The organism is Planobispora longispora, from assembly GCF_016863135.1.
GTDB classification, from domain to species: domain Bacteria; phylum Actinomycetota; class Actinomycetes; order Streptosporangiales; family Streptosporangiaceae; genus Planobispora; species Planobispora longispora.
This window is the reverse complement of sequence record NZ_BOOH01000012.1, coordinates 19,191-33,572: the sequence shown is the minus strand read 5'-3', so window position 1 is coordinate 33,572 and position 14,382 is coordinate 19,191. Positions and strand designations below refer to the sequence as shown.

The 14,382-nt window shown below is 71.5% G+C and carries 12 protein-coding genes; 2 read left to right on the top strand and 10 right to left on the bottom strand.

From position 1 onward, the window contains the following. Positions 1-4 precede the first annotated feature (4 nt). The 5 genes from Plo01_RS06070 to Plo01_RS06050 form a co-directional block, all read right to left on the bottom strand. Entirely contained in the window at positions 5-598 is a 594-nt protein-coding gene (locus Plo01_RS06070; protein ID WP_203889509.1) for a response regulator transcription factor, read from the bottom strand. Continuing rightward, on the bottom strand, positions 595-1,839 hold the full coding sequence (locus tag Plo01_RS06065) for a sensor histidine kinase (protein ID WP_203889508.1): 1,245 nt from the start codon (positions 1,837-1,839) through the stop codon (positions 595-597). Before Plo01_RS06065 ends, Plo01_RS06070 begins: the two co-directional genes overlap by 4 nt. A gap of 11 nt (positions 1,840-1,850) precedes the next feature. Then, positions 1,851-2,645, bottom strand: coding sequence for an ABC transporter permease (locus tag Plo01_RS06060; protein WP_203889507.1), 795 nt, complete (start codon positions 2,643-2,645; stop codon positions 1,851-1,853). 80 nt (positions 2,646-2,725) lie between these two features. Next, a complete protein-coding gene (locus tag Plo01_RS06055; protein WP_203889506.1) occupies positions 2,726-3,793 on the bottom strand; it encodes an ABC transporter ATP-binding protein in 1,068 nt (355 codons plus the stop codon). Positions 3,794-3,930: 137 nt separating this feature from the next. Further along, on the bottom strand, positions 3,931-7,107 hold the full coding sequence (locus Plo01_RS06050; RefSeq protein WP_203889505.1) for a S41 family peptidase: 3,177 nt from the start codon (positions 7,105-7,107) through the stop codon (positions 3,931-3,933). 65 nt (positions 7,108-7,172) lie between these two features. On the opposite strand from Plo01_RS06050, the gene Plo01_RS06045 reads away from it, so the two are divergent. Both Plo01_RS06045 and Plo01_RS06040 read left to right on the top strand, forming a co-directional pair. Then, the gene (locus Plo01_RS06045) at positions 7,173-7,763 is read left to right on the top strand and encodes a cob(I)yrinic acid a,c-diamide adenosyltransferase (RefSeq protein WP_203889504.1); all 591 of its coding nucleotides are present in this window, start codon (positions 7,173-7,175) and stop codon (positions 7,761-7,763) included. A gap of 131 nt (positions 7,764-7,894) precedes the next feature. Further along, entirely contained in the window at positions 7,895-9,010 is a 1,116-nt protein-coding gene (locus tag Plo01_RS06040; protein ID WP_203889503.1) for a MerR family transcriptional regulator, read from the top strand. Between the two features lie 465 nt (positions 9,011-9,475). Here the strand turns inward: Plo01_RS06040 and Plo01_RS06035 are convergent, their stop codons facing one another. The 5 genes from Plo01_RS06035 to atpA all read right to left on the bottom strand — a co-directional run bounded on the left by Plo01_RS06035 (position 9,476) and on the right by atpA (position 14,370). Then, positions 9,476-9,889 (bottom strand): DUF2550 domain-containing protein, encoded by a 414-nt coding sequence (locus Plo01_RS06035; RefSeq protein WP_203889502.1) that lies wholly within the window; start codon positions 9,887-9,889, stop codon positions 9,476-9,478. A gap of 40 nt (positions 9,890-9,929) precedes the next feature. Next, positions 9,930-10,325, bottom strand: coding sequence for a F0F1 ATP synthase subunit epsilon (locus Plo01_RS06030; protein WP_203889501.1), 396 nt, complete (start codon positions 10,323-10,325; stop codon positions 9,930-9,932). Between the two features lie 66 nt (positions 10,326-10,391). Continuing rightward, positions 10,392-11,819 carry a F0F1 ATP synthase subunit beta gene (gene atpD / locus Plo01_RS06025; RefSeq protein WP_203889500.1) on the bottom strand — a complete coding sequence of 476 codons (1,428 nt, stop codon included), beginning with the start codon at positions 11,817-11,819 and terminating at the stop codon, positions 10,392-10,394. 1 nt (position 11,820) lies between these two features. Then, the gene (locus Plo01_RS06020; RefSeq protein ID WP_203889499.1) at positions 11,821-12,717 is read right to left on the bottom strand and encodes a F0F1 ATP synthase subunit gamma; all 897 of its coding nucleotides are present in this window, start codon (positions 12,715-12,717) and stop codon (positions 11,821-11,823) included. A 3-nt stretch (positions 12,718-12,720) separates the two neighbouring features. Further along, positions 12,721-14,370 carry a F0F1 ATP synthase subunit alpha gene (gene atpA, locus Plo01_RS06015; RefSeq protein WP_203889498.1) on the bottom strand — a complete coding sequence of 550 codons (1,650 nt, stop codon included), beginning with the start codon at positions 14,368-14,370 and terminating at the stop codon, positions 12,721-12,723. Positions 14,371-14,382 lie beyond the last annotated feature (12 nt).

Sequence of the window (14,382 nt, the reverse complement as noted above, 5' to 3'; positions counted from 1 at the left end):
CGGGTCACAGCCAGCCCTTCTCCTGGGCGGCCCGGATGGCCGTGATCCGGTTGCTGGCCCCCAGCTTGGTGATCGCACTGGACAGGTAGTTCCGGACGGTGCCCTCGGTGAGGTGGAGCGATTTGGCGATCTCTCCCACCGACGCGCCCCGGGCCGCCTGGGCCAGCGCGTCCCGTTCCCGGTCGGTCAGCGGGCTCTCCCCCGCCATCATCGCCGAGGCCGCCATCTCCGGGTCGAGGTAGCGCCCGCCCGCGTGGACCCTGCGGATCGCGGTCGCCAGCTCGTCCGAGGAGGCGTCCTTGGGGACGAAGCCGCGCACCCCGGCCGCCAGCGCCCGCCGCAGGTATCCGGGCCGCCCGAAGCTGGTCAGCATCAGCACCGCGTGCCCGGGCAGCGCCTCCGCCACGCTCAGGCCGTCCATGCCCGGCATCTCGATGTCCAGCACGATCACGTCGGGCCCGTGCTCCCGTACGGCCTGCGCCACCAGGTCGCCCCGGGCGACCTGGGCCACGACCTCGATGTCCGGCTCCAGCCCGAGCAGCGTGGCGATCGCCCCGCGGATCAGGTGCTCGTCGTCGGCCAGCAGGACCCGGATCATCGAATCTCCTCCAGCGGGACCGTCGCCCGCAACCTGAACTCCCCGGAGCGGTCCGCCCCGGCGGTCACCGAACCGCCCGAGGCGGCCACCCGCTCCGCCATCCCGGCCAGGCCCGTGCCGCCCCGGCCGTCCATTTCCCTCGTCCCGTCGTTGACCATCTCCAGCACCGCCGCACCGTCCTGGAAGGCGATGGAGATGCGGCAGCGCGTCGCCGCGCTGTGCCGCAGCACGTTGGTGGTGCCCTCGCGGACCACCCAGGCCAGCAGCGTGGCCAGCTCCTCGGGGACCTCCTCCTGCGGGGTCTGGAGCGTGCAGCGGATCCCGGCCGCCTCCAGCACCGCCGTCATGCTGCGCAGCTCGGCGTCGAGGTCGACCGTCCGGTAGCCGCGCACCGCCGTGCGGATCTCCTTCAGCGCCTCCCTGGCCAGTCCGCGGACCTCCTCCATCTCGGCGGCGGCCCGCTCCGCGTCGGCCCGGGCGAGCTTGACGGCCACCTCGCTCTTGAGCGCGATCGCGGAGAGGCTGTGCCCGACGAGGTCGTGCATGTCGCGGGCGAAGCGCAGCCGCTCCTCGGTCACCGCCAGCCGGGCCTTGGCCTCCTTGCCGGCCTCCGCCGCCCGGACCACCTCCCAGAACCAGAGCTGGAACCGGTTCGCCCACGGGAGCACCAGGGATATCCCGACGTAGCCGCCGACCGCCGTGCCGAAGCCCTCCTGGTCCGTGTAGAGCGCCAGGGCCTCCGGGGAGTCCGGGGCGCCCGGCCAGAGCAGGTACAGCCCCGCCGCGGTCACGCCGAGGGTGGCGACGAAGGTGCCGGACCGGCTCAGCAGCAGCGCCGCACTCGTCGTCCAGGCCAGGGCGATCATCCCCCAGGACCAGATGTGCCCGTCCTGGGTCCCCAGCACGACCAGCGCGATCACGCCCGAGACGGCGGTCTCCCGGTTCGCGGTGGTGCCGTCCATCGCGGCCCTGACCATGCGCAGCTGGAGCACGCTGAACGGGATCAGCACCGCGATCCCCAGGGCCATCAGGGGGATCGGATCCGTCTCGGTGGCCCGGGAGAACCAGCCGAGGGAGCCGACCCACGGCAGGAAGACGCCGATGCTCAGCATCCAGAAGGTCAGCCGGCGCAACCGCTCCACCTGGGAGCGGTTCTTGCGGCGCAGCGGCAGCCGGGGAACGGCGGGGGGGACGAGGCGCCGGATGCGCCCCGTCCCCTTTTTGTCAGTGTTTGTCGACATCGGCGATCACGTTAGCCGTGCCGGGGCTCCCACCGGAACAGCCACCGGGCCAGCACCGCTCCGATGACCACCCAGGCGAGCAGGATCCCGATCGAGGGCAGCGCGGCCACCCACTGCTCGATCATGTTCAGCTGCTCGCCGCCGTCGGTGAAGTGGTCCGCGCCGAGGAAGCCGGTGCGCATCATCTCCACGATCGGGGTGACCGGGAGCAGGCCCGAGATCACGGCCAGCGGGCCGGGCAGCACCTCGGCGGGGAAGGCGATCGGCGCGGCGACCATCATGACGAGCAGCACCGGGAGCACCGTGATCTGCGCCATCTCGGCGTTCGGCGTCAGGCCGGAGAAGGCCGCCGCGAGCAGGCCGAACACCGCGACCCCCAGGGCGGCGGCGATCACGATCATCGGCACGTTGGCGGGCAGGACGCCCTCGGCGCGGTGGACCCAGACGCCCAGCAGCAGCACCTGGAAGAGGAAGAGCGCCAGGGCGCTGAGCCCGCTGCCCGCCATGACCGCCATCGCCGACGGCTGGCCCCCGCGCAGCCGCTTGAGCACCAGTTCCTCGCGGCGGGCGGTGAAGGCGTTGACCAGGTTGATGAAGACCGCGAAGGCCAGCATCAGCCCGGGCACGCCGGTCAGCACGAACAGCTCGCCGTCGATCCCGGCGATGTCCCCGGTCGGGAACGAGGTGTAGACGGCGGCCAGCAGCAGCGGCATCAGCAGCACGTTGAACAGCACGGTCGTGTTCCGGCCGACCAGGGTCAGGTCGATCCGCGCCAGCCGCACGGCGTGCAGAACGTCGGTCCTCATCACTCCACCACTCCTCGTCCGCCGCGCGGTCTGCTCGTCCTCGCGGATCGCTCCGCTCACTGTCACGGTTCCGTCGTGCCTCACAGCCCGGCCTCCCCCACGATCCGCATGAAGACGTCCTCCAACGTCCCGCGGCGCACGGCCAGGCGCTCCAGGGCCTCGCCGCGCGTGTCGGCCCAGGCCATCAGCGGCCGGAGGGCGGCGTGCGCGCGGGTCGCGGTGTCGGCGCCGGTCAGCGTGTAGCCGACCTCGGTGCCGCCGCCGGAGTAGGTCAGCACCGGGGCGACGCCGTCCAGCGCGGGCAGGTCCCCGAACGTCCAGGAGGTGCCGGGCAGCCGGAAGGTGATCATGTCTCCGGAGGTGGCCACCACCTCGTCGACCGTGCCGTGGGTGTGGATCAGGCCCTCGTGCATGATGGCCAGCCGGTCGGCCAGGCGCTCGGCCTCCTCCAGGTAGTGCGTGGTCAGCAGCACGGTGGTGCCGGCCTCCCGCAGGTTCTCCACGACCTTCCAGGTGGTACGGCGCGCCTCGGGGTCCATCCCGGTGGTCGGCTCGTCCAGGAAGAGCACCTCGGGCGAGCCCAGAACCGCCAGCGCGAGGTCGAGCCGGCGCTTCTGGCCGCCGGAGAGCTGCTTGACCTTGACGCGGGCCTTCTTCTCCAGGCCCACCAGCTCCAGCGCGCCCATGGTCGCGCGGTCCACCCGGCGGATCCGGGTGCCCATGAGGGTGAACCCGCCGGGCAGCTCGGTGCTGCCGGACAGGGTCACCGGGCGGCCGGCGTCCTCGCTCATGCCCTTCCACAGGTCCACGGTCTCGGCCACGGTGAGGTCGCCGAGGAAGCCGCCCTCCTGCAGCATGATCCCCACGCGGGGGCGCAGCTCGCGGTGCTGCCGGATCGGGTCGAGGCCGAGCACCCGGACGGTGCCGTCGGTGGCGGGCGCGTAGCCCTCCAGGACCTCCATCGTGGTGGTCTTCCCGGCCCCGTTCGTGCCGAGCAGGGCGAAGACCTCCCCCCGGGGGACGGCGAAGGAGATGCCGCGCACGGCCTCGAAGTCACCGTACTTCTGCCGGAGCCCGCCAACCTCGATCACGTTCTCGAGGCCGGCGGTCCCGGCGCCGGTCGCGTCCGCAAGCTGTCGTGTTCTCATGGGATAAATCATGATCCACGGGCTTCTCCGCAGGTAGTCACGGATATCACCGGAGAAATGTGGATCTCACGGACGTTCCGGATGACATTTGTCATCCCGGTGCCGTCCCGGGGCCCGCGGAGGCCCCGGGACGGGACTCACGGGCGGGGCGGCAGGGCCGGGCGGCGCCGGGAGGGACGGGTGGCGGGGTCGGGCGGGGTCGCCGCGGGGCGCTCCGCCAGGGCGGCCAGCGCCAGCCGTACCGCCTCCTCGATCTGCGGGTCGCGCCCGGCGGCCCAGTCGTCGGGGGTGATGTCCACCTCGACGTCCGGGTCCACCCCGTAGTTCTCCACGCCCCAGCCGGGCCCCTCGAACCAGAACGAGTACCTGGGCACGGTGATGGCCGATCCGTCCACCAGACGGTGGTCGTCCTCGATTCCGATGACGCCGCCCCAGGTCCGGGTCCCGATCACCGGGCCGAGCTTGTGGATCTTGAAGGCGGCGGTGACGATGTCGCCGTCGGACCCGGCGTTGTGGTCGGTGACCGCGACGAGCGGGCCGCGCGGGGCGTCCTCGGGGTAGGTGATGGGCGACAGGCCCCGCGGCAGGTCCCAGCCGATGACCCGGCGGATCAGCTTCTCGATGACCAGCTCGGAGGTGTGGCCGCCCCGGTTGTCCCGGACGTCCACGACGAGCCCCTCGAAGGTCATCTCCCGGCGCAGGTCGCGGTGGAACTGCGCCCAGCCCTCGGCGACCATGTCGGGGATGTGCAGGTAGCCCAGGCGGCCGTCGCTCAGCTCGCGGACGAGCGCCCGGCGGCCGGAGACCCAGTCCTGGTAGCGCAGCCGCCGGTCGTCGCGGAGCGGCGTGACGACCACCCGCCGCCCGCCGCCCAGGGTCAGCTCGACCGGCTTGTCCGCGGCGCCCACCAGCAGCCGCGCGGGACCCTCCGGCGGCACCGGGCGGCCGTCGACCGCCAGCACCGTCTCACCGGGCCGCACGGCCACGCCGGGCGCGGCCAGCGGGGAGCGGGCGCGCACGTCCGACGACTCGCCGGGCAGCACCCGGTCCACCTGCCAGCGGCCCTCCTCGTTCCTGGACAGGTCCGCGCCGAGCAGGCCGACCCCGTCGGAGGCCGGGCTGCCCCAGGGCGCGGCCATGACGTAGGCGTGCGAGCTGCCGAGCTCCCCGACCGTCTCCCAGAGCAGGTCGGCGAAGTCGTCGTTGGTGGAGACCCGGTCCACCAGCGGCCGGTACTGCTCCAGCACGGCGTCCCACTCGACGTCCGCCATGTCCTCCACCCAGAAGTCGGCCCGCACCCGGCGGCCCATCTGGGCGAAGGCGTGCCGCCGGTAGACGACGGGCTCGACGGTGACCCGGATCCGCGACAGGTCCACGGTCACGTCGTCGTCGCCGTTCTTGCCGGTGGCGGAGCGGACGGTGAGCGCGCCCTTGTCGCAGACGACCAGCCGGGTCCCGTCGCCGCTCACCCGGTACCAGTCGAGCTTGTCGACCAGTTCCTCACAGGTGCGCTTGGCCAGGTCGTAGCGGTCCAGCGCGGGCCTGGGCGCCTCCCCCGCCAGGTCGCCCCGGTCCTCGCCGAGCTCCCCGGCCAGCGGCTCGCGCAACCAGACGAACCCGCCCTTGACCGCGCGCAGCGTCGAGTAGCGGCCCTCCGGCACCGGCACCTGCACGATGCGGGAGGCAAGTCCCTCCACGTCCACGGTGATCGCGGCCTCGGCCTTCTTCGCGCCGTCGCCGCTCTCGCCGTCGTCACGCTTGCCGCCGGCCTGATCGCCCGCCGGGCGTCCGTCGACGCTGGGCGCGAAGGGCGAGGGGGTGGCGGCCGCCAGCGGGACCAGGTAGGGGCGGTAGCCGTACGGGAACGACATGTCGAAGGAGTGGGCGTCGTAGACCGGGTCGAACCCGCGCCGCGACAGGAACGCCAGGTGGTCCCCGGCGAAGGCGGGCGAGACGTCCACGAAGCGGCCGTCGGTCACGTCGTGGGTCACCCGGTCCGCCACCCGGGCCAGCCGGATCCGGCGCAGCGGCGTCGCCTCCGGGTGCGACCAGGCCAGCCAGGCGGAGTCCGGGGACCAGGCCATGCCGTCGATCTGGCCGTTGGCGCGGGCCAGCTCGACCACCTCGCCGGAGGCCACGTCCACCAGGAGCAGCCGGCCGTCCCTGGCCGCCACCGCGATCGTGCCCGCGTCGGGCGCGACGGCGAGGTCGCCGACCTCGCCCAGCCTGCCCTCGGCGATCCTGCGAGTCTCCCCTCCTCCGGCCGGGCCGATCTCCAGACTCTGCGTCAGGCCGTCGTCGGCGACCCACACGACCTGGCTCTCCCCCAGCAGGCGGGGCTTGCCCGCGGCGAGGCGGGAGCTGAGCTGCCGGGCCGGGCCGTCCCGGTGGGTGACCCAGTGCACCGTGCCCTGGACCTCCACCACACTGGCCCGCCCGGTCGCGTCCACGGCCAGGTCCCGCAGCTTCCTGGCGGCGTTGACCGGGTACGGCTGCCGCCCCCGCGCCGGGGAGCCGAGCCGCACGTCCAGCCTGCGCGTCTCGGCGTCCAGGCCGTCGAGCAGGTAGAGGTCGCCGGCGTGCTGGTAGACGACGCGGGCGCCGTCGGTGGCGGCGTGCCGGGCGTAGAAGGCGTCGTGGTCGGTGTGCCTGCGCAGGCCGGTTCCGTCCAGGGCGGTGGAGTAGAGGTTCCCCACGCCCTCGTGGTCGGAGAGGAAGACCAGGCGGTCACCGACGATCATCGGGCTGCCGAAGTGGCCGTCCAGATCGGCCAGGACCCGGACGAAGTCGCCCTGCCCCCGCCTGACCCACAGGCGGCCCGCCGTACCGCCCCGGTAGCGCTTCCACGTTCCCGGGTCGCGGTGGAGCGACGCGGTCAGCAGCGCTGTCACGTCCCCGGCGACCGCCAGATCGGTCACCGGCCCGTACGGCAGCCGCTCGGCCGAGCCGCCGTCCAGCGCGTACGCGGCCGTCCTGGAGCCGAACGGCTGGCCGGTCGCGCTGATCGCGAGGACCCGCCCGTCCGGGGCCCACCCGCGGTTGCGGGTCCGGGGATCGCCCCAGTAGGTCAGCCGCTCGACCGGGCCGCCGTCCAGGTCGGCCAGGAACACCTCGGGGGCGCCGTCGCGCACGCTCGTCCAGGCGACCCGCGTCGCGTCCGGGGAGAGGCGGGGGTGGCTCGCCGGGGCCCGGTCGGAGGACAGGCGTCCGGCCCGCCCTCCCTCCGCGGGGGCCGTCCATACATCGTCGTCGGCAACGAAGGTCAGCGTTTCGCCGGATATATGGGGAAATCGCAGGTAAGAACCAGAAGCCATTGATGAAGCATATTGTCCATCGAAGGGTTGATCAGGAGGATTTTTCGGCCCGCTACGCTGGCCCCATGACGCGAGCTGACAGAGACAACCCGGTGGTGCTGTCCAAGATCTACACCAGGACCGGCGACGACGGCACCACGGCGCTCGGCGACATGAGCCGCACCCGCAAGACCGACCCGCGTCTGGCCGCCTACGCGGACGTGGAGGAGGCCAACGCCGCCCTCGGCCTGGCCCTGGCGTTCGGCACCCTGGAGGAGGACGTCGCCGCCGTCCTCGTCCGGATCCAGAACGAGCTGTTCGACGTCGGCGCCGACCTGTGCACCCCGGTCACGGAGAACCCCGAGTTCCCGCCGCTGCGCGTCGAGCCGTCCTACGTCGAGTGGCTGGAGGCCCGCTGTGACGAGTTCAACGAGCGCCTGAAGCCGCTGCGCAGCTTCATCCTCCCCGGAGGCGCCCCGGTCGTCGCCCAGCTCCACGTGGCCAGGACGGTCGTGCGCCGCGCCGAGCGGACCGTCTGGGCGGCGCTGGAGGCCCACGACGACGTCAACCCGCTGACCGCGAAGTACCTCAACCGGCTGAGCGACCTGATGTTCATCCTCTGCCGGATCGCGGCGGCCGGCGACGAGATCCTCTGGAAGCCCGGCGGCACCCGCTGACCTGATCCCGTACGGCAGGCGTCTCCCGGCCACCGCCCTCCACAGGCGATCGAGAAGCGATCTGAGCCGGCGCAGGGGCGTTCTCACCCTCACTTGACCCTCACGTGGCGTCAGGCCGCATAGTCGGTGCCGTGGAGGATCACTGGACCGTGGGACACGTGGCCGGGCTGGCCGGCGTGAGCGTCCGCACGCTGCATCACTATGACGCGATCGGGCTCGTCCGGCCCTCGGCGCGGACCGCGGCCGGGTACCGGGCCTATTCGGCGGGCGACGTGGAGCGGCTGCGGGAGGTCCTGGCCTACCGGCGGTTGGGCTTCGGGCTGCGAGAGGTCGCGGAACTGGTCGGCGACCCGTCCGCCGACGCGGTCGCGCACCTGCGCCGGCTGCGCCGCCTGCTGCTGGAGCGACGTGATCGCGCCGACGCCATGGTGGCGGCCATCGACAGGGAACTCGAGGCGCGGGCGAAGGGCCTGAAGGTGACGCCGCAGGAGCAGCTGGAGATGCTCGGCGCCCGGCTGTACGACGCGATCGGCAGCGCTTACCCCGCGACACGGCGTACCGATCCGCGGATCGCCGCGCAGATCTGGGACGCGCTCGGGGACGCGCGGACGGTGCTGAACGTCGGCGCCGGCACCGGCTCCTACGAGCCCGCCGATCGCGACGTGACCGCGGTGGAGCCGTCGGCGGTCATGCGGGGGCAGCGGCCCGTCGGCGCGGCGCCGTGCGTGGCCGCCGCCGCGGAGAGCCTGCCGTTCGAGGACCACTCCTTCGACGTCGCGATGGCCGTCTCCACCGTTCACCACTGGAAGGATCCGATAGGGGGGCTGCGTGAGATGCGGCGCGTGGCCCGCCGCGTGGTGGTGCTCACGTTCGACACCGACGAGCCCGGATGGCAGGACCGGTTCTGGCTCACCCGTGACTACCTGCCCGAGTTCGCCGCCGTCCTCGCGGGATTTCCCTCGCTCACCGGGATGGCCGACGCGATCGGAGCCCGCGCTGAGCCGGTGCCCGTTCCGTGGGACTGCGCCGACGGCCTGTTCGAGGCGTACTGGCGCCGGCCGACGGCGTATCTGGAGGATCACGTGCGCCGGGCGATGTCGGTGTGGACGAGGGTCGGGCCGGAGGCCGAACAGCGGGCGGTGCGGAGCCTCGGCCGCGACCTCGACTCCGGCCGGTGGGCCGAGCGCAACAGCGACCTCGCCGACCTCGACGCGGCAGATCTCGGCCTCCGCCTGCTCACAACCTGAACCGCCGTTGCCTCAGGCTGGACAGCCCGCCGGTCATGTGCGGCGGGAGAGTCCCTCGCCTACGGCCCGCACCCGGTACGGCGAAGGCAGGACGAGCGCGGCGCGGGCGGGTTCACCAGCCGGCGTAAGACCGTGCCAGGACCCCGCGCGCCCGGGCAGGCCGGAGGCCTGGAACCACTGGAGAGCACCCCGACGGCCGGCTGGTGAACCCGCCCGCACAGCGCGACCGTGTCCCAGCAGAAGCCCCCACCCCGGACCCGCCCAGCCCGAGTCGCGCACCGTACGGCGGCGCCGAGCACGCCCGTGCCACCTCTCGCCGTACCGGCGCCAGAAGGGATAGGCCCATGGCAGCAGCGGGTAGGTGATGGCGACGCCGTACAAGGATGGCGAGAAGATTCTCTGGACGGCCCGGCGGTGCCTGTCGACCCCGTACGCCTGGCGGGGCGTCAACTCTCCGGGGAGGGGTCAGACGACGTCGAGGTGGGCGCTGGGCGGGGCGGACTCCAGCCAGGCGACGAAACCGGTCAGCGCGCGGTAGCCCGCGGCCAGCTCGAATCGGAACGTTCCGCTCTCGCACTCCAGGGCCGTCACGCCCTCCAGGAAGCCGAAGAACTCGCCGGTCCCGATCCGGCGACGTCCGGAAACGACGAGGCCGCGCCTCACGATGACGTGGCGCGGCCTCGGCAGCAGACCTATGAGCGGGATCCAGTTGAGGCGCTCTCCGGCGTAGCGGGCCACGCCCAGCCGCCAGCCCCGCTTCCCGGGCGTCGGGCGCAGACAGCACAGCACCGAGCCCCGGGAACGGGTGAGCACCAGGATGCGCAGGGCCAGCAGGACGACGGGCAGCACCGCCACGATGAGTACGTCACGTGCCGTCATGTCCGCCGCCCCCAAAAACCGTACCGCTCAGGAGCAGAACCTATCCGACTTCCTCGCCCGCCGCGCGCAGCCGTGCCCTGGCGCGCTTGGCGTCGGTGTTCTCCTGACCGACCTCGACGGAGGCCTGCGCCCGGTCGAGCGCGTTCTTCGCCCGGGCGACGTCCACCTCGGAGCCGAGCTCGGCCACCTCGGCCAGGATCGACACCTCGTTGTCCGCCACCGAGAGGAACCCGCCGTGCACCGCGGCGACGAGGTCGGGCTCGCCCCCGCCGCGCTTCACCGTCAGCACGCCGCCCTCGACGAGGACGCCGAGCACGGGAGCGTGCTGGGGCATGATGCCGATCTCGCCGTCGATCGTCTTGGCGATCACCATGTCCGCCTCGCCGGACCAGAGCTCCCGCTCCGGTGAGACGACGCCTACTCGCAGCTTCGCCACTTTCGGATCCGTTCCTTTCGAACCGGGTGCCGGTACGGCTTGAGGCCGTACCGGCACCGAAGGCGACTAGCGGGAGAGTTCCTTGGCCTTGGCGATGGCCTGCTCGATGCCACCGACCATGAAGAACGCCTGCTCGGGCAGGTGGTCGTACTCGCCGGCGCACAGGCCCTTGAAGGACGCGATGGTCTCGTCCAGCGGCACGAACTCACCCGGCTGGCCGGTGAACGCCTCGGCGGCGTACATCGGGTGCGACAGGAAGCGCTCGATGCGGCGGGCCCGGTTGACGGTGACCTTGTCCTCTTCGGAGAGCTCGTCGATGCCGAGGATCGCGATGATGTCCTGCAGTTCCTTGTACTTCTGCAGGATCCGCTTGGTCTCCTGGGCGACGCGGTAGTGCTCCTCGCCGACGACCTGCGGGTCGAGGATCCGCGAGCTGGAGTCGAGCGGGTCCACCGCGGGGTAGATGCCCTTCTCCGAGATCGGCCGGGACAGAACGGTCTGCGCGTCGAGGTGCGCGAACGCGTTGTGCGGGGCCGGGTCGGTGATGTCGTCCGCGGGGACGTAGATCGCCTGCATGGAGGTGATCGAGTGACCGCGGGTCGAGGTGATGCGCTCCTGGAGGACGCCCATCTCGTCGGCCAGGGTCGGCTGGTAACCCACCGCGGACGGCATGCGGCCGAGCAGGGTGGACACCTCGGAGCCGGCCTGGGTGAACCGGAAGATGTTGTCGATGAACAGAAGCACGTCCTGCTTCTGCACGTCACGGAAGTACTCCGCCATGGTCAGGGCGGAGAGCGCGACGCGCAGACGGGTGCCCGGCGGCTCGTCCATCTGGCCGAAGACGAGCGCGGTGTCCTTGAGGACGCCCGCCTCCTCCATCTCCAGCCAGAGGTCGTTGCCCTCACGGGTGCGCTCGCCGACGCCCGCGAAGCACGAGGTTCCGGAGAACTTCAGCGCGACGCGGCGGATCATCTCCTGGATCAGAACGGTCTTGCCGACACCGGCGCCGCCGAACAGACCGATCTTGCCACCCTTCACGTACGGGGTGAGCAGGTCGATGACCTTGATGCCGGTGGGCAGCATCTCGGTGCGCGACTCGAGGGTGTCGAAGGCCGGGGACGGGCGGTGGATGCCCCACTTCTCGGTGACCTTCAGGGAGGCGGTCGGCACGTCCAGGGACTCGCCGAGCGCGTTCCACACGTGGCCCTTGACGACGTCGCCGACCGGCACCGAGATCGGCGCGCCGGAGTCGGACACCGCCGCACCGCGGGTCAGGCCGTCGGTGGGCTGCATCGAGATGGCCCGGACCAGGTTGTCGCCCAGGTGCTGGGCGACCTCCATGGTCAGGGTCTTGGTCTCGCCGCCGACCGTGACGTCCACGTTCAGGGCGTTGAAGATGTCGGGCATCGCCTCGACGGGGAACTCCACGTCGACGACGGGACCGGTGACCCGGGCGACACGGCCCACGCCGGTCTCAACAGTCTCTGCAGTCATTTCACTCTTTCCCCGCTGCGGCGTCAGCCAGCGCGTTGGCGCCACCGACGATCTCGCTGATTTCCTGGGTGATCTCGGCCTGTCGAGCCTGGTTCATCTGCTGGGTGAACACGCGGATGAGCTCGTTGGCGTTGTCGGTCGCCGACTTCATGGCCCGGCGACGCGCGGCGTGCTCCGAGGCGGCCGACTGGAGCAGCGTGCTGAAGATGCGCGACTCCACGTACCGCGGCAGCAGCGAGTCGAGCACGTCGCCCGCGGTGGGCTCGAACTCGAAGTACGGCAGCGGCGTCTCCGGCTTCTCCCGGGTCTCCTCGACCTCGAGCGGCAGGATCCGCTTGACCACGACGTTCTGCGTGAGCATCGAGACGAACTCGGTCGAGACGACGTGGATCTCGTCGATCTCCTCGGCCGAGAACGCCTTGATGAGCGTGTCGGCGATCTCCTTGGCGTTGGCGTAGGAGGGGCTGTCGGAGAACCCGCCCCACTGGCCGCCCATCTCCCGTCCCCGGAAGCTGTGCCAGGTGATGCCCTTGCGCCCCACCACGAAGGGCACGGGCTCGATGCCCCTGCTCCGCAGCAGGTTGCCGAGGGCCTCGGCCTCACGCAGGACGTTGGCGTTGAAGCCGCCGCAGAACCCGCGGTCGCTGGTGACGATGAGCACACCCGCCCTGCGGGTGTTCTCCCTCGCCACGGTCAGCGGGTGGTCGACGCTGGAGGTGTTGCTGACCACGCCCGTGACGGCGCGAGTGATCTCGCGCTCGTACGGCACCGCGGCCTGCATCCGCTGCTGGGCCTTCACGATGCGCGACGAAGCGATGAGCTCCTGGGCGCGCGTGATCTTCGCCGTGGACTTGACCGACTTGATCCGCCGCCGCAGCAGTCTTAGCTGGGCACCCATCGGCTACTTCTTCTCGTCCGTGCGGATCTGCTTGGTGATCTTCTCCTGGCCGACCCGGTCGGCGCCGAGGGCCGCGACCGGCTCGTCGTTGACCAGCAGCTCACCCGCGGAGGTCTCGAAGCCCTTCTTGAACTGGGTGATCGCGTCCTTCAGGGTCGTGATCGCGTCGTCCGAGAGCTCCTTGGTCTCGCGGATGCCGTCGAAGACGCCCTTGTGGTCACGGCCCAGGTAGTCCAGGAACTCCGCCTCGAAGCGGCGGATGTCCTCGACCGGGACCTCGTCGAGCTCACCGGTGGTGCCGGCCCAGATCGAGACGACCTCCTTCTCCACCGGGAAGGGGCTGTACTGCGGCTGCTTGAGCAACTCGACCAGGCGCTGACCGCGCTCCAGCTGCGCCTTGGAGGCCGCGTCCAGGTCGGAGGCGAAGGCCGCGAAGGCCTCCAGGTCGCGGTACTGGGACAGGGCGAGACGGAGCGTGCCCGCGACCTTCTTCATCGCCTTGGTCTGCGCCGAGCCGCCGACTCGGGAGACCGAGATGCCGACGTTGATGGCCGGGCGGACACCGGCGTTGAACAGGTCGGTCTCGAGGAAGACCTGTCCGTCGGTGATGGAGATGACGTTGGTCGGGATGAACGCCGAGACGTCGTTGCCCTTGGTCTCGATGACCGGAAGGCCCGTCATCGAACCGGCGCCCATGTCGTCGGAGAGCTTGGCGCAACGCTCCAGCAGACGCGAGTGCAGGTAGAAGACGTCGCCGGGGTAGGCCTCGCGGCCCGGCGGGCGACGCAGCAGCAGGGAGACGGCGCGGTAGGCGTCGGCCTGCTTGGTCAGGTCGTCGAAGACGATGAGGACGTGCTTGCCCTGGTACATCCAGTGCTGGCCGATGGCCGAGCCGGTGTAGGGGGCGAGGTACTTGAAGCCGGCCGGGTCGGAGGCCGGAGCGGCGACGATGGTGGTGTACTCCATCGCGCCCGCCGCCTCCAGGCGGCCCTTCACCTGCGCGATCGTCGAGCCCTTCTGGCCGACCGCGACGTAGACGCAGCGGACCTGCTTCGACGGGTCGCCGGAGAGCCAGTTCTCCCGCTGGTTGAGGATGGTGTCCACGGCGATGGCGGTCTTGCCGGTGCCGCGGTCACCGATGATCAGCTGACGCTGACCCCGGCCGATCGCGGTCATGGCGTCGATCGCCTTGATGCCGGTGGCCAGCGGCTCCTTCACCGGCTGGCGCTGGACCACGGAGGGGGCCTGGAGCTCGAGGGCGCGCATGCCCTCGGCCTCGATGGCGCCCTTGCCGTCCAGCGGGTTGCCCAGCGGGTCGACCACGCGGCCGAGGAAGTTGTCGCCGACCGGCACGGAGAGGACCTCACCCGTGCGGCGGACCGACTGGCCCTCCTCGATCTTGCTGAAGTCGCCCAGGATAACGACACCGATCTCCCGGACGTCCAGGTTCAGTGCCAGACCACGCGTGCCGTCCTCGAACTCGAGCAGCTCGTTCGCCATCGCCGAGGGAAGGCCGGAGACATGGGCGATGCCGTCGCCGCAGTCGACGACGGTCCCGATCTCCTCGCGCGCGGCGCCTTCCGGCTCGTACGCCTGGACGAAGCGCTCAAGCGCGTCCCGGATCTCGTCCGGCCGGATCGTAAGCTCCGCCATCTCTCTTCTGTC